Below are 22199 nucleotides of genomic sequence, written 5' to 3' on the forward strand. Positions count from 1 at the left end.
CTATTCGGCGCCACCTCGGGCGGGTTCGCCGAGGTGGCGCCGGCGGTACGACCACGTCACCGCCGCCAGGAGCGGCGCCCACCACACCAGCGGCTGGTACAGCACGCCGAGCAGGTCGCCTCCGGAATCGGTCATGTCGTTGTGCGGGACGGCCCACCAGAACAGGAACTGGGTCCACAGCAGGGCCAGGATCACCACACCGGTGTAGGCGACGCGCGTCACGAGCACCGGATTCATCCGCCGCCCGCCGACGAACGGGACCCAGCGGGGTGGGCGTTCGCCCCAGGGCCGGACCAGTCCGAGGGTGAGCAGGGCGGCCAGTTCGGTGCTCAGGCTGAGGAAGACCACCCACGGCCCGCCCCACCCGGTCATGTTCATGTTCGCGTAGCCCTGCTCGGTGTATCCACCGTGGTTGCCGAAGACGAGCGCGAACCGCCAGATCGCGGAGGGCAACGGGGTCAGCGCCGCGACATGCGCGGCCACGATCGCCCAGCGCGGGGCGGGTGGCACTTCAACGGCGGAGCCCGGTACGGGAGCAGGTGCGGGTGTGCTGGTGGCGCCGGTCTCCGGAGGTGTGATCATGTGCGGAATTCTGGCATCGGGTGCGATGTCGCCACCTCGGCGTACGGACCTGCCTTCCGGTCGATCGCGGGGATGAGGGCGGAGCGTCGGGTACGGCCCGCGAGGGATCGACGGCCCGGCGGTCGAGACCGGATTTGTTCGAGGCGGTCGGATTCAGTCGCGTTCGGCCCGCCGCACCGTGCTCGAGTCCTGGGGCTCGAATTCGGAACTCCGGCGCGCGGGACGACGATCCACCGACCCCCGATCCGCCGATCCGGTGAACTCCCGTCGCGTCCTGCGTGTCCTCGTGAACGCGGTCTCGGACATGTGCAAGACACTCGGCATGGACACCACTTCCGCCACGTCGCGCCGTACGTTGCTGATGGGCGCCGCCGCCACCCTCGGTCTTCTCACCGTCGCCACACCGTCCGCCGTCGCCACCGACGGACAACCCTCCCCACGCCCCGCCTTCGTCTCGGAACCGGTCCGCTTCGTCGACGCCGGGCCCGGACGCATCGCGGTCACCTTCGACGACGGACCGCACCCCGAGTACACGCCGCGGGTACTGCGGGTACTGCAGAAATATCGGGTGCCCGCGACGTTCTGCGTCGTGGGCTCGGAGGTCGAACGACACCCCGGACTGCTCCGCGCGATCCACGACGGCGGCCACGCGATCGCCGGCCACTCGTGGTCCCACGCCGACCTCCGGCAACTGCAGCCGGCCGCCGTGATGGAGGAAGTGGAGCGCAATCTGACCACAATCGATCAAGTCCTGCCGGGACTTCGGATCGAGTGGTTCCGCGCCCCGTACGGCCGCTGGTCGGCGGAGGTGATGGGCGCGCTGCGCGCCAACGGCCTGCGCCCCCTCGGCTGGTCCGTCGATCCCCGCGACTGGGAACAGCCCGGCACGAACGAGATCGTCCGCCGAATCCTGGCCGACACCACAACCGGCTCGATCATCGTCAACCACGACGCGGGCGGCGACCGCTCCCAAACGGTGGCCGCCCTGAGCCTATGGCTCCCCCGCCTCCTGGCAGCCGGCTACCGCTTCGTCCTCCCAACCTGACCCGCCCCCACCACACATCCCACCCCGAGAAACCCGACACAAGCCCAAGCCCCGGGCCGGCAACGCACGTAACCCGACGCAGCCGACACCGGCACGCCGGACGTGCGTCAACGCAGCCCGGGTCGGCACCACAGCCAAGCAGCGGACCGGGGTCGCGCGCGATCGAACCGCGAGCGCCCCGGCAGCGCACCACGTCCGCGCGGCCACGCAACGCGCCGACGCGGCGGGCGGCGGCGGACGACCGGCCCAGCCGCCGAGTCGCAGGTCGCCGCGGCGACGAGCATGGGCGGCCGTGGGCGGCGCTGAGCCCGCGCCGTGTGGCGGTCGCTGAGCCCGCGCCGTGTGGCGATGGGAGTGGCCGGGCGTAGCGGGTCCTGTGCCGGGCGCACGTTGGTGTCGGCGGATTCGGCCCTCGCTTCCTGTACGGGTGTCCGCGTCCGGCCGGGCAGGAGAAGGCCCCGAGACATGCTCGGCCGGTGCCGCAGGATCGGGGCGCGACGCCGGACGGTCGGGTGCTGCCGGTGGGCCACGACGGCACGCACATCCTCGGCCGGACCCCGGATCAACGGAACGTGACGCCCGGTGGTCGAGTGACGCCGGTCGATCGGGGCGAAGTGCCGAAGGTACTCGACCGGGTGGGTCGGGTGAGGGTGGTCGGGTGTGGGTCAGGGGCGGGTGGTGTGTCGGCTTCGGTGGGGGGCTTCGAAGGGGGCGGGGGGCTTCGTGCAGGATTCGCAGCGGCCGGTGAGGGCGACGGCTGTCGGGTCGAGGACGAAGCCCTGTGCGGCGGCCAGGCGGGAGGCGACGTCGTCCAGTAGGTCGCCCGGCGCGTGGCTGACCGTGCCGCAGACGCGGCAGCGTACGTGCACGTGTGTGCCGCCGACCAGGTGGCCCGCCAGGTGGTAGGTGGCCGCGTCGTGGCGCAGCCGGGTGAAGGCGACCAGGTCGAGGCGTTCGAGTGCGTCCAGCGCGCGGTAGATGGTGGTCCGGTGCACGCCCGGCGCCGCCCGGGACACGGCGGCGAAGATCGCGTCGGCGCTCAGATGTTCGTCGGCGTCCGCGAGCACCCGAAGCACTGCGGTGCGCGCCACCGTGACCCGCTCGCCGTGCGCGCGGATCTGCCGCACCGCCTCGGACACCGGGTCGGGGGTGGGGTGCTGTACACCGTCGTCCATATGCAACAGTGTCGCATCTGGCCGATCGACAACCCGACATGGGGTGACAGGCCGGGCATACCGATACGAGGCACCGAGGCACGACGAAGGGGCGGTGGGTGCGGTGGTGGTCCGCGAGCGCGACGACGCCTGCCCCGGGGTCGTGGACGCGTCGCCGGCCGACGACGGCCTGATCGCGCGCGTACGCCTCCCGGGCGGTCGGCTCACCCCCGCCCAACTACACGAACTCGCCGAGCTGGCAGCGCGTTTCGGTACCGGTTCGGTCGACCTGACGGCACGCGCGAACATCCAACTGCGCGGCCTGGCCGAGGCCGACCTGCCCGCCCTCGCCGAGGCCGTCACCGCGGCCGGCCTGATGCCCTCCCGCAGCCACGACCGGGTGCGCAACATCCTCGCGAGCCCACTGGCCGGCCGCGACCCGAACGCGCTGCTGGACGCGGACGCCGTACTCACCGCCGTCGACCACGCCCTGTGCGCGGCCCCGGATCTGACCGCCCTGTCCGGCCGCTTCCTGATCGGCATCGACGACGGCGGGCTCCCGATCGCCTCCGCCCGGCACGACCTGGACCTGGTCGCGCCGGCCCGCGACACCTTCGCGCTGCACACCGCCGGCCACGACACGGCCTGGCGATTCGCCCCCGCCGACGCACCGGCGGCGATCGTTCACGCGGCCCGCGCGTTCCTGGCCGCCCGCGCCGACACGGGTGCCTGGCATATCCGCGAACTCCCTTCCGGCGCGGCCCGGTTCGCCGCCACCCTCGGGTCCGCCCCCTTCCCGAGTCGTATCCGCGAGCCCGCGGTCGCCGGCCCGAGCCCCGGCGGGCCACGTCGCCACAGCGGCAGCCGGCCACCCATCGGCGTACTCCCGCAGTCCGACGGCCGCTTCGCCGTCGGAGCACTGGTCCCCCTCGGTCGCCTGACGCGACGTCACCTGTCCACCCTCGTCGGCTTGCGGGCCGAACTGCGCATCACCGGCACCAGAGGCGTGGTGATCCGCGACGTGACCGACCCGGCAGCGACCTCGGCCGCTCTCGAAGCAGCCGGCCTGCCATGCGACCCCGCTTCCCCGTGGCGCGGCGTGACCGCGTGCAGCGGCCTGGGCGCCTGCCGCCGGGCCCTGGCCGACGTGCGCACCGAGGCCACCCGTCACGCACTGGGCCACTCCCCCATCGGCGTCGCCCTCGCGGACACCACCCCGATGGACACGGATCGTGCGGCCGCCGATCCCCCCGGAGCTCTCGGCCGCGCCGACACGCACTGGGTCGGCTGTGCCCGCGCATGCGGCAAGCCCGCCGGTGCGACGCTTGTGGTCGCGCGCGAGGACGGCACCTACGAAACCGTCCCGCCCGGCCGAGCGCCCACCCCCGGACCGGTACCCGCACGGGTACCCGCACCGGGCCCACCGGCACCGTCCACCCCGGCATGACGGCCGACGGACTCCCCGCGCGGCAGATTCTTCATCGGGCACGCAGCACCATGCCCCCCACACGCACGACGACCATCACCACCACCCACACCCGGGCAAAGGAGCAGCCGACGTGGACGACGACTGGATCAAGGACGGCGCCGAGATCTATCGGCGTTCGTTCGCGACCATCCGGGCCGAGGCGGACCTGTCCCGCTTCCCCAAGGACGTCTCGCGCGTCGTCGTCCGGATGATCCACGCGTGCGGCATGACCGACCTCCCGCAGGACGTCGGCTTCCACCCCGATGTGGCCCGTGCCGGTGCCGAGGCGCTGCGTGCCGGTGCGCCGATCCTGTGTGACGCGAACATGGTCGCGTCCGGGGTCACGCGCAAGCGGCTGCCCAAGGACAACGACGTGCGCTGCCTGCTCGCCGACCCGCGCACTCCGGTCCTGGCCGCCGAACAGCGCACCACCCGCAGCGCCGCCGCCGTGGACCTGTGGGTCGACGACCTCGCCGGCGCCGTGGTCGCGGTCGGCAACGCGCCGACCGCGCTGTTCCGGCTGCTCGAACTGATCGACCAGGGCGCCCCGCGCCCCGCCGCGATCATCGGGATCCCGGTCGGCTTCATCGGCGCGGCCGAGTCCAAGCAGGCCCTGGCCGGCCATCCCGCCGGCATCCCCTATCTCGTCGTACACGGCCGCCGCGGCGGCAGCGCGATGACCGCCGCCGCCCTGAACGCACTGGCGAGCGACCAGGAATAGGCGGCGGGCAACAGCCCGAAGCCGAGAAGTCGCGAAAGAGAATCGCCCCACCCACCCCCAGGAGCACAGCGTGACCACCACCGGCCGCCTGTACGGCATCGGCCTCGGCCCGGGCGACCCCGAGCTGATCACCCTGAAGGCGCATCGCCTGATCACCTCGGCCGACGTGGTCGCCTACCCGGTCAAGAAGGGTGCGCGCGGCGTCGCGATCACCATCGCCGAGCCGTATCTGAGCAACACTCAACTCCGCCTCCCGCTCGAATACCCGGTAACCACCGAGAGCACCGATCACCCGGGCGGGTACGACGGCGCGCTCGCCGACTACTACGACTCGACCGCCGCCGAGATCGCCGCGCACCTGGACGCCGGGCGCGACGTCGCGGTGCTGTGCGAGGGGGACCCGTTCTTCTACGGCTCGTACATGTACTGGCACGAACGCCTCGCCGACCGCTATCAGGTCGAGGTGGTGCCCGGCGTGACCTCGGTCAGCGGCGCGGCGGCTGTGCTGGGTCGGCCGCTCGTGCAGCACGACGAGGTGCTCACCATCCTGCCCGGTACGCTCCCGCCCGACGTGCTCGCGGCCCGGCTGCGGACCGCCGACTCGGCTGCGGTGATCAAGCTCGGCAAGCGGCATTTCCCGGCGGTGCGCGGTGCGTTCGAGCAGGCCGGGCTGGCCGAGCGCACCTGGTACGTGGAGCGCGCGACCACCGATCGGCAGCAGGTGCGGCCGCTCGCCGACGTAGTCCCGGACGAGGTCCCGTACTTCTCCCTCGTGATCACCCCATCGGCGGCGTCCGGCGGCGAGTTCGCGACCAACCGCACGCCGCGCGCGCCGGAACCGGAGTACGTGCTGCCCGAACCCACCGGCGAGATCGGCTCGATCGACGTGGTCGGCCTGGGGCCGGCCGGTCCGGAATGGCTCACCCCCGACGCGCACGCCGCGCTCGCCGCCGCCGATCACGTGGTCGGCTACGGCCCGTACGTCGACCGCGTGCAACCTCGCCCCGGGCAGAAGCGGCACCGCACCGACAACCGGGTCGAGGCCGAACGCGCGCGCCACGCCATCGCGTTGGCCGAGGCGGGCGGCCGGGTCGCGGTGGTCTCCTCCGGCGACGCGGGCGTGTTCGCGATGGCGTCGGCCGTACTGGAGGCCGCGCACGAGACGGCCACCGAGGTCCCGGTCCGGGTGGTCGCCGGGCTGTCGGCGATGCAGGCGGTGGCGTCCCGCGCGGGTGCGCCGCTGGGCCACGACTTCTGTGTGATCAGCCTGTCCGCGATCCTCAAGCCGTGGGACGTGATCGAGCGTCGGCTGACCGCCGCCGCCGAGGCGGACCTCGCGGTCGCGATCTACAACCCGGCCTCCAAGACCCGGCGCACCCAGGTCGCCGAGGCCCGCGACCTGTTCCTCAAGCACCGCGGCCCGGACACCCCGGTCGTGGTGGGCCGCGACGTCGGCGGCCCGACCGAGTCGGTGCGCGTGGTCCGGCTGGCCGACCTGGACCCGGAGGTGGTGGACATGCGTACGCTGCTGATCATCGGCTCGTCGCAGACCCGCACCTATCCTCGCCCGGACGGCGGCACCGGCGTGTACACGCCGCGGCGCTACCCGGCCTGACGATCGGGCCGACCGTGTTCGCGTACGTCCGTCGGGTCGAGCCGCGCCGTCCGCCGGGCCGGCCCGGCGCGCCGGGCCGGCGGCTCGGCCGGGTCGCCAAGATCGACTCGGGGCCGTCCTGTGTCACAGTGAGTGGCGTGCGCGACTCACCCTTCGGCCGCAGCGGCCCGCTCGGCCGGCCCGGCAGGCCCGGCCAGGACCCACCGCGCGGCGGACTCCGCGTCGGTGACCTGTGCCGGTGCGCGCACCCGGGGACGGCGGATCAGCACCACCGGCAGACCCAGCTCGCGGGCGGCGGCGAGTTTGGCCGCCGTCAGGGCACCCCCACTGTCCTTGGTCACGAGCGCGTCGATGCGCCGGTCACGCAGCAGCGCAATCTCGTCGCCGACCGTGAACGGGCCTCGGGACAACAGCACTTCGCACGCGCGCGGCAACGCGCCCGTGGGCGGCTCGACGCTGCGCAGCAGGAACCACAGGTCGTCCAGGTGCGCGTAGGGCGCGGTCTCCAGGCGGCCCGTGGTCAGGAAGACCCGCCGAGCCAGGCCCGGCAGAATCCGCGCGGCCTCGTCGGCGGAGTCGACCGGGTGCCAGCGGTCGCCGGGCACGGCGGTCCAGCCCGGACGTTGCAGGCGCAGCAACGGGACCTCGGCCTCGGCGCAGGCCGCGACCGCGTTCGCCGAGATCCGCGCCGCGAACGGGTGAGTGGCGTCGACCACGGCCACCGCGGCCCGCGCCCGCAACCACGCGACCAGGCCGGGCACGCCGCCGAAGCCGCCCACGCGGGTCTCGCCGACCGGCAACACGGGCGCGCTGGTACGCCCGGCCAGCGACGAAACGACACGCAATCCCGGGACGTCCACCAGCCGCGCGGCGAGCACACGCGCCTCGGCGGTGCCTCCCAGCACAAGCACCACACGGCCCCCGTCACCGACGGCGACCGACCCGACCGGATCACCGGAGGCAACCGAGCCGAGCGAGCCGCCCGATCCGATCATCGGCGCGTCGGCGGTACGGGCTTCCGTCGCCCCGCTCACCGTACGCGCCTCTCCCGCCCCGCTCACCGCACGCGCCTCTCCCGACCCGCTCACGATTGGCTCCTCCCCCGATGACCCGCCCCGATCAGTTGCGCCGAGGGTGGACCACCGGAGCATGCGCGACCGCCGCCGCGACGGCCGCCTACCAGGCTCTGCTGACCGGCGAGTTTCCCGACCCGGTGACCGTGTGGCTGCCCGGCGGCCAGGCGCCCGCGTTCGCCCTCGCCGTCGAAGAGCTCACGACCCAAGACCTCATGCCCCGAGAGCTCACGAGCCAAGAACGAAGAACCCAGGAACGAACGGCCCAAGACCCCACGAAGCAAGACCCCACAACCGAAGCCCCCACCGCGAAGCACCCCCTGCCCCACACCGCCATGGCCGGCGTAGTCAAGGACGCCGGCGACGACCCCGACGTCACCCACGGAGCACTGATCCGGGCCACCGTGCGGCACGCCGCGCCCGGTTCCGGCGTGATCTTCCGCGCGGGTCCGGGCGTCGGCACGGTGACCCTGCCCGGCCTGCCGCTCGCGGTCGGTGAACCGGCCGTCAATCCCGTCCCGCGCAAGCTGATTCGCGAGGCGGTGGCCCGGGTGGCCGCGGCGCACGGCGGCACCGGCGACGTCACGGTCGAACTGTCCGTGGACGACGGCGCCCGGATCGCCGAACAGACCTGGAACCCGCGGCTGGGCATCCTCGGCGGCCTGTCCATCCTGGGCACCACCGGCATCGTGATCCCGTACTCGTGCTCGGCCTGGATCGACTCGATCCGCCGTGGCATCGACGTCGCGCTGGCCACCGGCGAAACGCACGTGCTCGGCGCGACCGGCACCACCTCCGAGCGGGTCGGCGCCGAGGTGTACGGCCTGTCCGGTACCGCGCTGCTGGACATGGGCGACTTCGCCGGCGCGCTGCTCAAGTACCTGCGCAGGCACCCGATCCCGCGGCTGACCATCGCCGGTGGCTTCGCCAAACTCTCCAAGCTCGCCGACGGCCATCTCGACCTGCACTCGGGCCGGTCGCAGGTGAACCTGGACGCGCTCGCCGAACGGGCCACGGCGGTCGGCGGGGACGCCGACCTGGCCACCCACATCCGCGCCGCGAACACCGCCCTGCACGCGCTCGAACTGGCCCGCGCGGCGGACGTCCCGCTCGGCGACGCCGTCGCGGAGGCCGCCCGCGACGCCGCCCGAGCCCTGCTGCGCGGCAGCGAACTCCCGATCACCGTCGACGTGATCGCGATCAACCGCACCGGCACCATCGTCGGCCGGGCCGCGCCCGCCTAGCCCCGGGCCCGATCCGGTCGGCGCCCGGTCGCCGCCGGTCCGGCTCACCCGACCGGCCTCGGCTCGGTCCGGTCACGAATCTCGCTGTACAAGTGGCTGTCGCAGAAGCCCGGTTCACCCAGGACGCGGCCGACCATGATGACCGCCACCGCCTTGATGCCGTTGTCCCGCACCAGGGAGACCAGGTCGACGAGTTCGCCGCGCACGATCAACTCGTCCGGACGCGACGCGCGCGCGACCACCGCGACCGGGCAGTCCGCACCGTACAGCGGGGTCAACTCGGCCACCACGCGCTCGACCTGACCCACCGCCAGATGCAGCACCAGCAGCGCGCCGGACCGGCCCAGGGTGGCCAGGTCCTCGCCCGGCGGCATCGCCGTCGCGTTGCCCGCGACCCGGGTCAGGATCACCGTCTGGCCCACCGTGGGCAGCGTCAGTTCGCGGCCCATCGCCGCCGCGGCGGCGGCGAACGCCGGTACGCCCGGGGTGATGTCCCACGGGATGCCGAGCGCGTCGAGGCGGCGCTGCTGCTCCGCCACCGCGCTGAAGAACGAGGTGTCCCCCGACTGGAGCCGGGCCACGTCGTGCCCGGCCGCGTGTGCGGCCCGCAGTTCCTCGACGATCTGGTCCAGGTTCAGCTCGGCGGTGTCCACGAGGCGGGCCCCGGGCGGTGCCGCCTCGACCAGTTCGCGCGGCACCAGCGCGCCCGCGTACAGGCACACCGGCGACGCGGCGATGATCCGCAACCCCCGCACTGTGATCAGGTCGGCCGCGCCGGGGCCGGCGCCGATGAAGTGCACGGTCATGGAACTACTCCTCGTTCGCATCGGAAGGCGGCTTGACCGCCACCCACTGGGTGACCGGCATCGCCGGGCGCCACCCGGTGAACCGGCCCACCGGAGCGGACCGGGTGATCTGCACGCGCGTCAATTCCCCGCCGAACACCGCGCGATGCCGCAACAACTCGGCCTCGGTCTCGGCCACCACCGCGTTCGCGACCAGTCGGCCGCCGGGGCGCAGCGCCGCCCAGCAGCGTTCGACCACGCCCGGCACGGTCAGCCCGCCGCCGATGAACACGGCGTCCGGTGCCACGCCCGCGAGTTCGGCGAGCCCCACATCCTCCGCGAGCACCTCCGGAGCCCGGCCGACCACGATCCGCAGCCCCGGCACGCCCAGTGCGACCGCGTTCGACCGGGCCCGTTCGGCGCGGTCCTCGCGGGTCTCGAAGCCGATCGCCCGGCACGTCGGATGCGCGCGCATCCACTCGATCCCGACGCTGCCGCTGCCCGCGCCCACGTCCCACAACACTTCGCCCGGAAGCGGCCCGAGCGCGGCCAACGTCATGGCCCGAATCTCGCGCTTGGTCAACTGCCCGTCGTGCGCGTAGACATCGTCCGGCAGGCCGGGCACCCGGCTTCGTCCGGGGCCGTCCCCACACTCGACGGCGACCACGTTCAGGTCGGCGAACCGCCGTTCGGGGGCCGCCGCGAGCGCGTCCGCGCTGCCCTGCCACGCGGACTCCGCCGGACCGCCCAGGTGCTCCAACACGGTGACCGTACTCGTCCCGAAGCCGCGTTCGCGCAGCAGTACGGCCACCCGTCCCGGCGTCAGTCCATCCGCGCTCAGCACCAGGACGCGTGCCGCACGGGCGAGTTCGACGGCCAGTGTGGCCGGCGGGCGGCCCACCGCGCTGACCACCGGCACACCCTGCACGGACCAGCCCAGCCGTGCGCAGGCCAGCGAGGCCGACGACGGCGCGGGCACAACCGTGACCCGCGCGGCGCCCAACTCGCGGACCAGGGTGGCCCCGACGCCGAAGAACATCGGGTCGCCGCTGGCCAGCACACACACCCGCCGCTGCGCGGCCGACTCGGCCACGAACCGCACCGTGAACGGCGACGGCCACTCGACCCGCTCGGCCCCGGTGTCCGGCACCAGCGCGAGATGCCGTGCACCGCCGACCAGCACCTCGGCCGCGGCCACCGACTCCCGGGCGGCGAAGGAGAGTCCGTCCCAGCCGTCGTCGCCGATCCCGACCACGCACACCGACCCGGCAGGTTCCGGGTCGGGTCCGGCCTCATGGCGCGGCCGCCGCGCGGCGGACGTCTCGACCGGATCGCCCGGCCGGACCGAGCCGGGCAACCAGCCCAGGTCCGCGGGCCCGGTCCCGGCGCCCGCGCCGGACCACGCCATCCCGAGCGCCGGCCCCGGACGCAGCCCCGGAAGCCGGTCCTCACCCGGATCGGTACTCACCTCGGGCGGCGAACCGGCCCTTCCGGGCGCGTCGCCGCCCCGCTCAGGCATCCCCCGCGTCCTCGCCGCCCTCGAGGTCGCCCTCGACATCCAGGTAGACCTCGCGCAGCCCGTCCAGCGTGGCCGCCTCGGGCTTCTCCCACATGCCCCGGTCGGCGGCCTCGAGCAGTCGTTCGGCGATTCCGCGCAGCGCCCACGGGTTGGCGGTGCGCATGAACTCCCGGTTGGTCTCGTCCAGGACGTACTCGCCCGCGAGCTTCTCGTACATCCAGTCCGCCACCACACCGGTCGTGGCGTCGTAGCCGAACAGGTAATCCACCGTGGCGGCCAGTTCGAACGCGCCCTTGTAGCCGTGCTTGCGCATGGCCTCGATCCAGCGCGGGTTGACCACCCGGGCACGGAAGACCCGTGCGGTCTCCTGCTGGAGCGTCCTGGTGCGGACCGCGTCCGGCATCGTCGAGTCGCCGATGTACGCCGCCGGCGCGGTGCCGGTCAGCGCGCGCACGGCCGCGACCATACCGCCGTGGTACTGGAAGTAGTCGTCCGAGTCGGCGATGTCGTGCTCGCGCGTGTCGGTGTTCTTGGCCGCGACCGCGATCCTGCGGTACGCGTCCTCCATGTCTTCGCGCGCGAACACCCCGTCCAGGCCCCGCCCGTAGGCATAGCCGCCCCAGGTCGCGTACACCTCGGCCAGGTCCGCGTCGTCGCGCCACGTGCGCGCGTCGATCAGCGGCAACAACCCCGCGCCGTACGCGCCGGGCCGGGAGCCGAACACGCGCGTGGTCGCCCGACGCGCGTCGCCGTGTCGGGCGGTGTCGGCGCGCACGTGCGCCCGGACGTAGTTGTCCTCGTCCGGCTCGGCCAACTCCGCAACCAGCCGCACCGCGTCGTCGAGCAGCAGCACCACGTGCGGGAAGGCGTCCCGGAAGAAGCCGGAGATGCGCACCGTCACGTCCACCCGCGGCCGGCCCAGCTCGGCGAGCGGGATCGCCTCGATCCCGGTCACCCGGCGCGACGCGTCGTCCCACAACGGTCGCACGCCCAGCAACGCCAACACCTCGGCGATGTCGTCGCCACTGGTGCGCATCGCGCTGGTGCCCCACACCGAAAGGCCCACCGAACGCGGCCAGTCGCCGTCGTTGTCGGCGCGGTAGCGGTCCAACAGCGAGTCCGCGAGCGCCTGTCCGGTCTCCCAGGCCAACCGGCTCGGGATCGCCTTCGGGTCCACGGTGTAGAAGTTGCGTCCGGTCGGCAACACGTTGACCAGCCCGCGCAGCGGCGAACCGCTGGGCCCGGCCGCGACGTAGCCGCCCTCCAGCGCGTGCAGTACCGCGCCGATCTCGTCGCCGGTGCGGTCCAGGCGCGGCACGATCTCGGTGGCGGCGAACGCCAACACGTCGGCGACCGCCGCCGATGCGGTGCCCAGCACCTCGTGCGTGACGGCCAGGGCCCGAGCCGGGTCCCACCCGCCCGCCTCCATCGCCGCTACCAGGCGGTGCGCGCGGTCCTCGGCGTCGTCGGTCTCGGTGCGCGAGGCGCCGCCGCCCTCGACCAGACCGAGCGACTCGCGCAGCCCGGGCAGCGCGGCGGCCTTGCCGCCCCACACCTGACGCGCCCGCAGCATCGCGGTGACCAGGTTGATCCGGCCCTCGCCGGTGGGCGCGCTGCCCAGGATGTGCAGGCCCTCGCGGATCTGCGCGTCCTTGACCTCGCACAACCACCCGTCCAGGTGCAGGATCAGGTCGTCGAACTCGGCCTCGTGCGGCCGGTCGGTGATGCCCAGGTCGTGGTCCAGCTTGGTGGCCTGGATCAGCGTCCAGATCTGTGCCTGCAGCGCCGGGCCCTTGGCCGGGTCGAGCGCCTGCACGTTGGCGTACTCGTCGAGCAGTTGCTCCAGGCGGGTCAGGTCGCCGTACGTCTCGGCCCGCGCCATCGGCGGCACCAGGTGGTCCACGATGATCGCGTGCGCGCGCCGCTTGGCCTGCGCGCCCTCGCCCGGGTCGTTCACCAGGAACGGATACACCAGCGGCAGGTCGCCGAGCACCGCGTCCGGACCGCATTCCGCGGACAGGCCCAGGTTCTTGCCCGGCAGCCACTCCAACGTGCCGTGCTTGCCCAGGTGTACGAGCGCGTGCGCGCCGAATCCGCCCGGGCCGGCGGGCGCGTCCAGCCACCAGTAGGCGGCCAGGTAGTGGTGGCTCGGCGGCAGGTCCGGGTCGTGGTAGATGGCCACCGGGTTCTCGCCGAAGCCGCGCGGCGGTTGGATGATCAGGATCACGTTGCCCGCGCGCAGCGCCGCGAGCACGATCTCGCCCTCGGGGTCGCGCGAGTGGTCCACGTACAGCTCGCCGGGCGGCGGGCCCCAGTGTTCCTCGATGTTCGCGCGCAACCCCAGCGGCAACTTCGCGTAGCGCTCACGGTACTCGGCTGCCGAGATGCGGACCGGGTTGCCTTCGAGCTGACCCTCCGTCAACCACTCCGGGTCCTGGCCGCCCGCCGCGATCAGCGCGTGGATAAGCTTGTCGCCGTCCGGCGGTTCGAGCCCGGGCAGCGCGTCGGCGCCGTCGAGCGCGCCGACGTCGTAGCCGGCCGCGCGCATCGCGCGCAGCAGCGCGACGGCGGAGGCCGGGGTGTCCAGGCCGACCGCGTTGCCGATCCGGGAGTGCTTGGTCGGGTACGCGGACAGCACCATGCCGATTTTGCGCTCGCCGACCGGAATGTGCCGAAGTCGGGCGTGCCGCACCGCGATCCCGGCGACGCGCGCGGCCCGCTCGGGGTCGGCGGCGTAGTGGGTGAGCCCGTCCGGGCTCGTCTCCTTGAACGAGAACGGGACGGTGATCAACCGGCCGTCGAACTCGGGCACCGCGACCTGGGTGGCCGCGTCCAGCGGGGACAGGCCCGCGTCGCCCGCCTCCCATTCGGCCCGGCTGGTGGTCAGGTTCAGCGCTTGGAGGATGGTGATGTCCAGGCCGGCCAGCGCGCCGACGTCCCATTGCTCGTCGTCGCCGCCGGCGGAGACCTCGGCGGGCTTGGCCCCGCCCGCGCCGCCCGCCGCGAGCACGGTCACCAGCAGCGCGTCGAGTTCGCCCAGCGCCGCGAACAACGACTCGTCCGCGCCACGCAGCGACGCGCACCAGATCGGTACCGGCCGGCCGCCCGCGTTCTCGATCGCCGCGCACAGGTCGTCCACGAACGCGGTGTTCCCGGCCAGGTGGTGGGCGCGGTAGTAGAGCACGCCCACGGCGGGGCCGTCGACCTCGCGCGCGCTGCGGTCCAGTCGGCCCCAGGAGGGCACCTCGACGGGCGGCTCGAAGCCGTGCCCGGTGAGCAGCAGCGTGTCGGAGAGGAAGCGGTGCAGTTGGGTCAGGTTGTCCGGGCCGCCCTGGGCGAGGTAGGCGTGGGCCTGCGCGCTCACCCCGGCGGGTACGGTCGCCAGTTCCATCAGCGCGGCGTCGGCGGTGAGTTCGCCGCTGAGCACGACCACCGGGCGCGGACCGGCCAGCAGCGCGTCCAGCCCCGCCTCCCACGCACGCCGCCCGCCGAGCAGGCGCACCACGACCAGGTCGGTGCCGTCCAGGAGCGCGGGCAGGTCGGCGACGTCGACGCGGGCCGGGTTGGCCAGTCGCCAGTCGCCCTCGCTCGCCTTCGCGCTGAGCAGGTCGGTGTCGGATGTCGACAGGAGCAGGATCACCGGGCGCCTCCGCCGATGCCGGCGTGGCGGACCACGGAGTGGATGTCGCGAACGGGAGAGCCGCCGTCGAACGTGCCGCGGAAGCGAGCGGGAATGCCGCTGGAGTGGGTGCCGCAGTCGAAGCTGCGGATGCAAGAACGCCGGCAGGACGAAATCGTCACCTGGAGCGCCTCTCCGGGGTCCTCGCCCCATCGGACTCGGGGTGAGACGCGCAGTTCCTGACTCCCGGTCCCGTCGCCGGCGTCGGATGACGTCTTACGGCGGAGCCGGTCACAGTGGCGGGACCGTCCCGGGATCGCACCGGGTTCCTGCCACGCCCTCCCCGCGCCGGTAGGGCCGGCGCGGGGCCAGCATCGCTCAGTGGCCCGCCTTGACGCAACATGCCCCGATCGGCGTCGGAGCCGGTGGTGACACATGTCACCACCGGCTCCGACGCCGGTTCTCGGGCTCAGCCGTTCTTGCGCACTCGCTCCACGAAGGCACCGAACTCGTCGGCGACCTCGTCCGCACTCCAGTCCAGGGCGGGTTCGGCGACGGTGATCTCGGCGAACGACATCCCCGGCAGGCCCGGCTCGGTCCAGCGGCCGGCCAGCCACACGCCCCGGTCGGCGGCGTACTCGAGACCGATCCGGTTGAGCAGCTCGGCCGGGTACGGCAGCCACATCTGGAACTGGTGCGTGTGCGGGACGGCCGGGAAGACGGTCGCCCCGGGCACCCGGGCCAGACCTGCGGCCACGACCTCGGCGTGCGCGACGTAGCCGGGTAGCCGAGGCAGCGTCTCCTCCAGGGCCATGAGCGCGTCCAGTGCCATCGGCCAGGCCTGAAAGGGCCGCCCGCCGTACCGGTGCCGCCACGCGTGCGCCTCCTCGATCAGCTCGGCGCCCCCCGCGAGGGCCGCTCCGGCGTTCGCGCCCAGGCCCTTGTAGTAGGAGACGTAGACCGAGTCGAACAGGTCGACGATCTCGCTCGGCCCGCGGCGAAGGTAGGTGGTGCTCTCCCACAACCGCGCGCCGTCCAGGTGCAGGGCCGCGTCGCGGTCCCGCGCGGCCTGCACGACGGCGATCAGCTCGTCCCACTCGGGCAGCACGAATCCGTGATCGCGCAGCGGAAGTTCGTAGAACAGGGTGCCGAAGCGCTCACCACTGGTGCGGATGTCCTCGGCGGTGATCTGACCGGGGCCCTGGGTGAGCGTCAGGGGTCGAAGTCCGGACAGCACCGACACCGCGTCGCGCTCGTAGGTCAGCGGATGGGCCCTCGGGTGGATACCGACCACGTTCGAACCGGTCGCGCCGGCGTGACAGCGCAGCGCGACCTGCTGGGCCATGGTGCCGGTGGGAAACAGCAGCGCCGCCTCGGTGCCGAGCAGCTCGGCCGTACGCGCCTCCAGCCGGGCGACCACGCCGCCGTCGCCGTACATGTCCGGCCACTCGCCGGGTTCGACCGTCTCCTGCGCGTACGCGGTCAGCCGGGCCAGCCGTTCGGCGACCGTGGTGGGCCGTACCCCGGACAGGATCCGGCCGCATGCGCGGATCGCGCGCAGCCTGCCGACGTGCTCGTCGTTTCCGATGTATCCCATGCACGCATCATCCAACGCGGGCCGCGGGCCCGGACACACGCAAGCGCGGCCCGCACCGGAATCGGTGCGGGCCGCGCTCGGCGATGATGTGCCGTCAGACGGTGATGTTCTCCGCCTGCGGGCCCTTCTGGCCCTGAACAGCGTCGTAGGAGACCTTCTGGCCCTCGACAAGCTCACGGTAGCCCTGCGACTGGATCGCCGAGTAGTGCGCGAAAACATCCGGGCCGCCGTCGTCCGCCTGGATGAAGCCGAAGCCCTTTTCCGCGTTGAACCACTTCACGGTTCCAGTAGCCATACAAATCTCCTTCGTGGTGCCAAATGGAAATGCGCACGTGCGCATGTCCAAGTCGCAACAGCAATCCATTTTTCACATGAACCCGGTTCGACATAAACAAAAAGCGCCCGACGGTCACGACCGTAAGGCGCTCACAAAATTCATGGGAACCACTACTGCAACTGCCCCGAGGCTAGCACGGAAAAGTCCTCGACCCCGGAAGGCACGAAATATTTCTTCTCGACCCCGCACTCGGACCCCGCGCCGGACCCCGTACTCGGACCCGGCGCTCCGACTTCGCACCCCGGCTGCCCCGCGCCCGGACGCCCCGCGGGAGGCCACCGCTCACTCGGGTTCGATCCCCAACTCGGCCAGGATCGCCGCCGTGTGTTCGCCGACCGCCGGGATCGGGCCCATCGCCGCCTCGCGACCGGTCACCGTGACCGGCGGCAGCAGCGCGCGCAGCGGACCGGCGGGCGAGTCGATCGTGCGCATCCGGTCCCGCGCGGCGTGTTGCGGGTGCTCGGCGAACTCGCCGACGGTGCGCATCCGGGCGTTGGCAATGCCCACCTCGTCCAGGCTCGCCACGATCTCGGCGGCGCCGCGGTCCGCGAAGGCCGCCTCGATCAACTCCGTGAGCCGCTCGTTGCCGGCCACGCGCAACGAGTTGCTCCGAAACCGGGGGTCGTCGATCAGGTCCGGACGACCCAGCACCCGCTCGCACAACGCGGCCCATTCGCGGTCGTTCTGCACACCGACGAACACCTGGCCGCCGTCGCCGACGCGGTACGGACCGTACGGCGCGATCGCCGCGTGTCGCGCGCCGGTGCGCGGCGGAGGCGTCCCGCCGTAGGTCGCGAAGTAGTACGGGAAGCCCATCCACTCGCCGAGCGCGTCCAGCATGGACACCTCGAACGCACTGCCCTCGCCGGTGACCCGGCGCTCGTAGAGCGCGGTGAGCATGCCGGTGAAGGCATACATCGCGGCGGCGATGTCGGCGATCGGGATGCCGGCCTTGGCGGGCGCGTCCGGTGTCCCGGTGACCGAGAGCAGACCGGCCTCGCATTGCACCAGCAGGTCGTACGCCTTCTTGTCGCGATAGGGACCCGAAGTCCCATAACCCGATATTCCACAGACGATCAGCCGGGGAAATCTGGCCCGCAAATCCGCCGCGCCCAGGCCCAATCGATCCGCCGCGCCGGGCGCGAGATTCTGCACGAACACGTCCGCGCGGGCGAGCAGGCGGTCCAGGATTTCCGCCGCGCGCTCGTCCTTGAGGTCGAGCGCGAGGCTTTCCTTCCCGCGATTCGCCCAGACGAAGTGGCTCGACAATCCCTCGACGGTCTCGTCGTACGCGCGGGCGAAATCGCCCGCGCCCGGGCGCTCGATCTTGATCACGCGCGCGCCCAGATCGGCCAGTTGCCGAGTCGCGTACGGCGCGGCGATGGCCTGTTCCAGGGAGACGACGGTGACACCGGCGAGGGGTAGGGGCACCCGTCCATCTTGACAGGGCGTCAGGCGTGCGACACGGCGGCGCACCCTTCGGCGCGCGCCGAAGCGTCGCCGGCCGATGATGGCGACATGGACTCGATCGCACGTGCCACCGACCCGGATTCGGTCCCGCGACTCGCCGCGCTCGCCGCACTCCTCGCGGACGAGACGCGCGCGGCGGTTTGCCTCGCCCTCCTGGACCGCCGTGCCTGGACGGGCGGCGAACTGGCTCGGCACTGCGGGGTCGCGCCGTCCACGATCAGCGAGCATCTGACCCGATTGGTCGAGGGCAGCCTGCTGGTCCAAGAACGGCAGGGCCGACACCGGTACGTCCGGCTCGCGGACCCGGGGGTGGCCCGCATGGTCGAGGACCTGGCCGCGTACGCGACGCCCGTGACCACCCGTCCGGCGAACACGCTGCGCGCGCACTCGGCGGGCGCGGCCCTGGCCAGGGGCCGCACCTGCTACGACCACCTGGCCGGCCGGCTGGGCGTGGCGATCACCGACGCGCTCACCGCCCGGGATCTGCTCCGCCAGGACACCGGCTTCGCGCTCACCGACCCGGGCATCGCATGGCTCACCGACCTGGGCGCCGACCTCACCACGTCTCGCAAGCGCCCGTTGGCCCGGCCCTGCCTGGACTGGACCGAACGCCGCCACCACCTCGCGGGCACGGCCGGCGCCGAACTGTGCCGGCTGTTCGGTGCCCGGGGGTGGACGGAGCGGGTCGGCACGGGTCGGGCGGTCCGGGCAACCGAGGAGGGGCGCAGCGCGCTGGGGCGGTTGTTGGGAATGCGGGAGGCGGAGTTCGAGCCGGCGTGACGAACCCGCCGCGCGGGGGCGGTCCGATCGGGCGGCTCCCGGGTCGACGGACGTGTCGTGGGCGAGGTGTCGGTCAGTCGCCGGACGGAGGCCGCAGGCGCAGCCGGTCAAGCAGACGGCCGGGCCAAGAGCGCCTCGGTCGGGGTGGGTTCGACGTGTCGGCCGCCTTACCCGCGTGCTGCGACTCGGGATCGGGCTCCGGGTCGGCCTCGCGCTCGGGCAGGTATACCGCCTGCCGCCACCGCACGGTTGCCACCCCCAGCTTCCAACTCCGCTCGTCGGGGCCGTAAGTCACCGGCGTCGGGAGTACGCGGAACCCCGCCACGTCCGCCGCGTCGTAATCGGCCACGCCCAAGCCGGTGCCCGAAGGTGTGTCTGTGGGTGTGGTCGTCCGTATCTCCCACTCGCTCCCGCGCCCGAAGATCTGAATCGGCATCCCACCCCGAACCCGGACGCCGGGCCGAATCCGCAGACACGGCCGATCCGGCCCCAGCCGGTGAAGGGGGGCGCCGGCGATCCTCGGCTCTCCACACACCAAGGTGAATTCGCCTCCCGACACCCAAACCGCCTCCAACACCGAGACCTCGGACGGGTGGGTGATCGGCACGATCGCCGCCAGGTCGCCCACGCCGTGCAGCACGAACGTACCCTCGGGCAGATCGGGCCGAATGGGCGGCGTCGGGTCGACGTCGAGCGACCACGCCCCACCCGCGGTGACAACCAGCAGCCGCGGTCCGGCGACCTCGAACTCCGGTGCCTGCCAAACTTGTTCCCGACGCTCATCGATCCCCCGCCAGCCCCCCGTATCCGCCCCTTCCCTCGGCGGCACCATGCGGACCTCGACCTGCCCACCCGACCGGTCGCCGGTGAGCCTGGCCACCCCGAGCGGTCCCGTGTAGCAGACCACCTCGCTGCCGAAGCCCTCCACCGAGCGCTCGAACTCCCGCGCCGCATCCGGTTCTTTGAGCTGCAAGGACCACGCGCCGGAACACCGGACCCGCACCGTCCGCAGCCCCTGGTCCGAGATCAGGATGCTGCCGTCGGAGCCCTCACGCGGACCGTCGTAGACACACTCCTCGGCCGGCCCACCCGGTCGATCGATGCGCCACAACCGCACGTGTCGCCCCGGCGCGCTCTCGACCTGCAACAGGGCCGGCCGACCCGGCACCGGAAGATCCAGCACCACGTCGGCATCCCCGAAGCCCCGATGCGTGAAGGGCGTGTCGTCCTGCCCGTGCCCCCGAACGGGCCCGAACGCCGCACTGTTCCGCCGACCAGGTTCGTACATCGTCCGACGATCCCACGCGGCCACGAGTCGGATAAGCCGGAACCCCCTCCCTCCGCGAACCGGCCACCGAGGCCCGCCCGGGTCGACGACCGATCAGGCCACCTGCCCACCGGCGGCGGCGGCCGACCGGCCGGCCGGCCGCGGGGGCGCGTAGCGGACGTGCATCCGGGCGCGTAGCGGACGTGCAACCCGAGCGCGTAGCGGACGGCCCGACCGTGACCGCGGAGCGGGCATGCGCGCGCGCACCGACCGGGCTTGCTCGTCCCCTACGCGGCCGGCCGGTTGCGCGTCCCCTACGGGTTCGGGTCGAGCCGGTCTCTCCGAGCCGGGGCGCTTGGCCCCTACGGGGCAGGTCACCCATCCGCTGCGGGATCGCGGCCGCAGTCGAGTCGGGCACAGCGGAGCGGGTTGGTCCTGTGGTGCGCGGGTGGCGGGCGCGTAGCGGACGTGCAACCCGCGCGCGTAGCGGACGGCCCGACCGTGACCGCGTAGCGGGCATGCAACCCGCGCGCACCGGCCTGCCTGCTCGTCCCCTACGCGGCCGGCCGGTTGCGCGTCCCCTACGGGTTCGGGGTCGAGCCGGTCTCTCCGAGCCGGGGCGCTTGGCCCCTACGGGGCAGGTCACCCATCCGCTGCGGGATCGCGGCCGCAGTCGAGTCGCGCACAGCGGAGCGGGTTGGTCCTGTGGTGCGCGGGTGGCGGGCGCGTAGCGGGCGTGCAACCCGAGCGCGTAGCGGACGGCCCGACCGTGACCGCGTAGCGGGCATGCAACCCCGGGCGCGCGACCGGCTTGCCGTCCCCTACACGCCCGGCCGATTGCGCGCCCCCTACGGGTTCGGGGTCCGGGCGCCGGTGGCCGCCGGCTCGGTGGGGATGCGGGTGAACGCCGCGCGATAGCCGCTGGGGGTCAGGCCGGTGCGGCGGACCAGGTGTTTGCGCAGCGAGTCGGTGGTGCCGATGCCGCTGTGGTGTGCCACCAGTTCCATGGACAGGTCGGTGGTCTCCAGCAACTCCCTTGCCCGATCCACCCGTTGGTGGAGCAGCCATTGCAGTGGGCTGAGGCTCGTCTCGGCGTGGAAGCGTCGCGTGAGGGTGCGCACGCTGGTGCTCGCGTGCGCGGCGAGGTCGGCCAGCGTGAGCGGTTCGTCGAGCCGGGCCAGGGCCCAGGCCCGGGTGCCGGCGAGCGACACACCGCTTTCCGGTGGGAGCGGTGATTCGATGAACTGGGCCTGGCCGCCGGGGCGTACCGGCGCGGCGACGACCAGACGCGCGACCGTGTTGGCCGTGGCGGCGCCGTAGTCGGTCCGGATCAGGTGCAGGCACAGGTCGATCCCGGCGGACAGACCGGCGGAGGTCAGGATCGGGCCGTCCTCGACGTACAACACGTCCGGCCGCAGGTCCACGGCCGGGAAGCGGCGGCGGAACTCCTCGGTCATCATCCAGTACGTGGTGGCCGCGCGCCCGTCCAGAAGGCCCGCCTGGGCCAGCACGAACGCGCCGGTGCAGATCGACGCCATCCGCTTCCCCGCCGCCGCGGCGTCACGCAGCGCGGCCAGGACGCGCGGGTCGGCATCGGCGCGCGCACCCGTGCCGGTGACGATCACCGTCTCGGCGTCGTCGATCGCGTCGAGGCCGTGCGACACCACGATGTCCAGGCTGCCGGTGCCGACCACGGCGCCGGGCTCGGCGGTACACACCCGCACCCGGTAACCGGCCGCGCCCTCGACCAAGTCGACGCCACCGAGCACCAGTTCCGGGATGGACAGGTCGAACGTGGTCACCGGTGGCACGGCCACAACGGCTATTCGATGCATGGCCCGAACCTCCGGATGTTTGGCATTCCGGCCACTACCGTACGCCCCGACGCGGGCGGGAGGGTGATCACGTCCTTCTCGGACACCT

At 73.0% G+C, this 22199-nt stretch carries 17 protein-coding genes and 1 riboswitch; of the genes, 6 read left to right on the forward strand and 11 right to left on the reverse strand.

The window, feature by feature from the left end; all coding sequences use genetic code 11:
• The gene (locus tag ACIBSV_RS04445; RefSeq protein ID WP_395859451.1) at positions 1-582 is read right to left on the reverse strand and encodes a hypothetical protein; all 582 of its coding nucleotides are present in this window, start codon (positions 580-582) and stop codon (positions 1-3) included.
• A gap of 322 nt (positions 583-904) precedes the next feature.
• On the opposite strand from ACIBSV_RS04445, the gene ACIBSV_RS04450 reads away from it, so the two are divergent.
• Positions 905-1627: a polysaccharide deacetylase family protein gene (locus ACIBSV_RS04450; protein ID WP_395859452.1), complete on the forward strand. Its 723-nt coding sequence runs from the start codon at positions 905-907 to the stop codon at positions 1625-1627.
• A 665-nt stretch (positions 1628-2292) separates the two neighbouring features.
• Here the strand turns inward: ACIBSV_RS04450 and ACIBSV_RS04455 are convergent.
• Positions 2293-2802: a Fur family transcriptional regulator gene (locus ACIBSV_RS04455; RefSeq protein WP_395859453.1), complete on the reverse strand. Its 510-nt coding sequence runs from the start codon at positions 2800-2802 to the stop codon at positions 2293-2295.
• 94 nt (positions 2803-2896) lie between these two features.
• Here ACIBSV_RS04455 and ACIBSV_RS04460 point away from each other — a divergent pair, with 94 nt between their 5' ends.
• The 3 genes from ACIBSV_RS04460 to ACIBSV_RS04470 all read left to right on the forward strand — a co-directional run bounded on the left by ACIBSV_RS04460 (position 2897) and on the right by ACIBSV_RS04470 (position 6585).
• Entirely contained in the window at positions 2897-4228 is a 1332-nt protein-coding gene (locus tag ACIBSV_RS04460) for a cobalamin biosynthesis protein CobG (protein ID WP_395859454.1), read from the forward strand.
• Between the two features lie 112 nt (positions 4229-4340).
• The gene (locus ACIBSV_RS04465; RefSeq protein WP_395859455.1) at positions 4341-4970 is read left to right on the forward strand and encodes a precorrin-8X methylmutase; all 630 of its coding nucleotides are present in this window, start codon (positions 4341-4343) and stop codon (positions 4968-4970) included.
• Positions 4971-5040: 70 nt separating this feature from the next.
• Positions 5041-6585 (forward strand): precorrin-2 C(20)-methyltransferase, encoded by a 1545-nt coding sequence (locus ACIBSV_RS04470; protein WP_395859457.1) that lies wholly within the window; start codon positions 5041-5043, stop codon positions 6583-6585.
• A 146-nt stretch (positions 6586-6731) separates the two neighbouring features.
• On the opposite strand, the gene ACIBSV_RS04475 is transcribed toward ACIBSV_RS04470, so the two are convergent.
• Positions 6732-7619 carry a cobalt-precorrin-6A reductase gene (locus ACIBSV_RS04475; protein ID WP_395859895.1) on the reverse strand — a complete coding sequence of 296 codons (888 nt, stop codon included), beginning with the start codon at positions 7617-7619 and terminating at the stop codon, positions 6732-6734.
• A 71-nt stretch (positions 7620-7690) separates the two neighbouring features.
• Between ACIBSV_RS04475 and ACIBSV_RS04480 the strand changes: the two genes are divergently transcribed.
• Positions 7691-8902, forward strand: coding sequence for a cobalt-precorrin-5B (C(1))-methyltransferase (locus ACIBSV_RS04480; protein ID WP_395859458.1), 1212 nt, complete (start codon positions 7691-7693; stop codon positions 8900-8902).
• 44 nt (positions 8903-8946) lie between these two features.
• Here ACIBSV_RS04480 and cobM read toward each other — a convergent pair whose 3' ends face one another.
• From cobM to ACIBSV_RS04510, 6 genes are all read right to left on the reverse strand, one after another.
• Positions 8947-9708 (reverse strand): precorrin-4 C(11)-methyltransferase, encoded by a 762-nt coding sequence (gene cobM, locus ACIBSV_RS04485; protein WP_395859459.1) that lies wholly within the window; start codon positions 9706-9708, stop codon positions 8947-8949.
• A 4-nt stretch (positions 9709-9712) separates the two neighbouring features.
• Positions 9713-11206 (reverse strand): precorrin-6y C5,15-methyltransferase (decarboxylating) subunit CbiE, encoded by a 1494-nt coding sequence (gene cbiE / locus ACIBSV_RS04490; RefSeq protein ID WP_395859460.1) that lies wholly within the window; start codon positions 11204-11206, stop codon positions 9713-9715.
• Positions 11199-14846, reverse strand: a complete 3648-nt coding sequence (cobN, locus tag ACIBSV_RS04495; protein ID WP_395859461.1) for a cobaltochelatase subunit CobN — start codon at positions 14844-14846, stop codon at positions 11199-11201. The genes cbiE and cobN overlap by 8 nt, the downstream gene beginning before the upstream one ends.
• Positions 14847-15058: 212 nt before the next feature.
• Positions 15059-15157: riboswitch (cobalamin riboswitch) on the reverse strand.
• A gap of 137 nt (positions 15158-15294) precedes the next feature.
• Positions 15295-16422, reverse strand: a complete 1128-nt coding sequence (locus ACIBSV_RS04500) for a threonine aldolase family protein (RefSeq protein ID WP_395859462.1) — start codon at positions 16420-16422, stop codon at positions 15295-15297.
• 94 nt (positions 16423-16516) lie between these two features.
• The gene (locus ACIBSV_RS04505) at positions 16517-16717 is read right to left on the reverse strand and encodes a cold-shock protein (protein WP_026218153.1); all 201 of its coding nucleotides are present in this window, start codon (positions 16715-16717) and stop codon (positions 16517-16519) included.
• Positions 16718-17041: 324 nt separating this feature from the next.
• Entirely contained in the window at positions 17042-18190 is a 1149-nt protein-coding gene (locus tag ACIBSV_RS04510) for a CaiB/BaiF CoA transferase family protein (protein WP_395859463.1), read from the reverse strand.
• 87 nt (positions 18191-18277) lie between these two features.
• Here ACIBSV_RS04510 and ACIBSV_RS04515 point away from each other — a divergent pair, with 87 nt between their 5' ends.
• A complete protein-coding gene (locus ACIBSV_RS04515) occupies positions 18278-19009 on the forward strand; it encodes an ArsR/SmtB family transcription factor (RefSeq protein ID WP_395859464.1) in 732 nt (243 codons plus the stop codon).
• Between the two features lie 73 nt (positions 19010-19082).
• Here ACIBSV_RS04515 and ACIBSV_RS04520 read toward each other — a convergent pair whose 3' ends face one another.
• Both ACIBSV_RS04520 and ACIBSV_RS04525 read right to left on the reverse strand, forming a co-directional pair.
• Positions 19083-20297: a hypothetical protein gene (locus ACIBSV_RS04520; RefSeq protein WP_395859465.1), complete on the reverse strand. Its 1215-nt coding sequence runs from the start codon at positions 20295-20297 to the stop codon at positions 19083-19085.
• Between the two features lie 827 nt (positions 20298-21124).
• Entirely contained in the window at positions 21125-22111 is a 987-nt protein-coding gene (locus tag ACIBSV_RS04525) for a GlxA family transcriptional regulator (protein WP_395859466.1), read from the reverse strand.
• Between the last annotated feature and the right edge of the window lie 88 nt (positions 22112-22199).

The sequence above is a fragment of the Embleya sp. NPDC050154 genome (assembly GCF_044460165.1).
Lineage (GTDB): Bacteria > Actinomycetota > Actinomycetes > Streptomycetales > Streptomycetaceae > Embleya.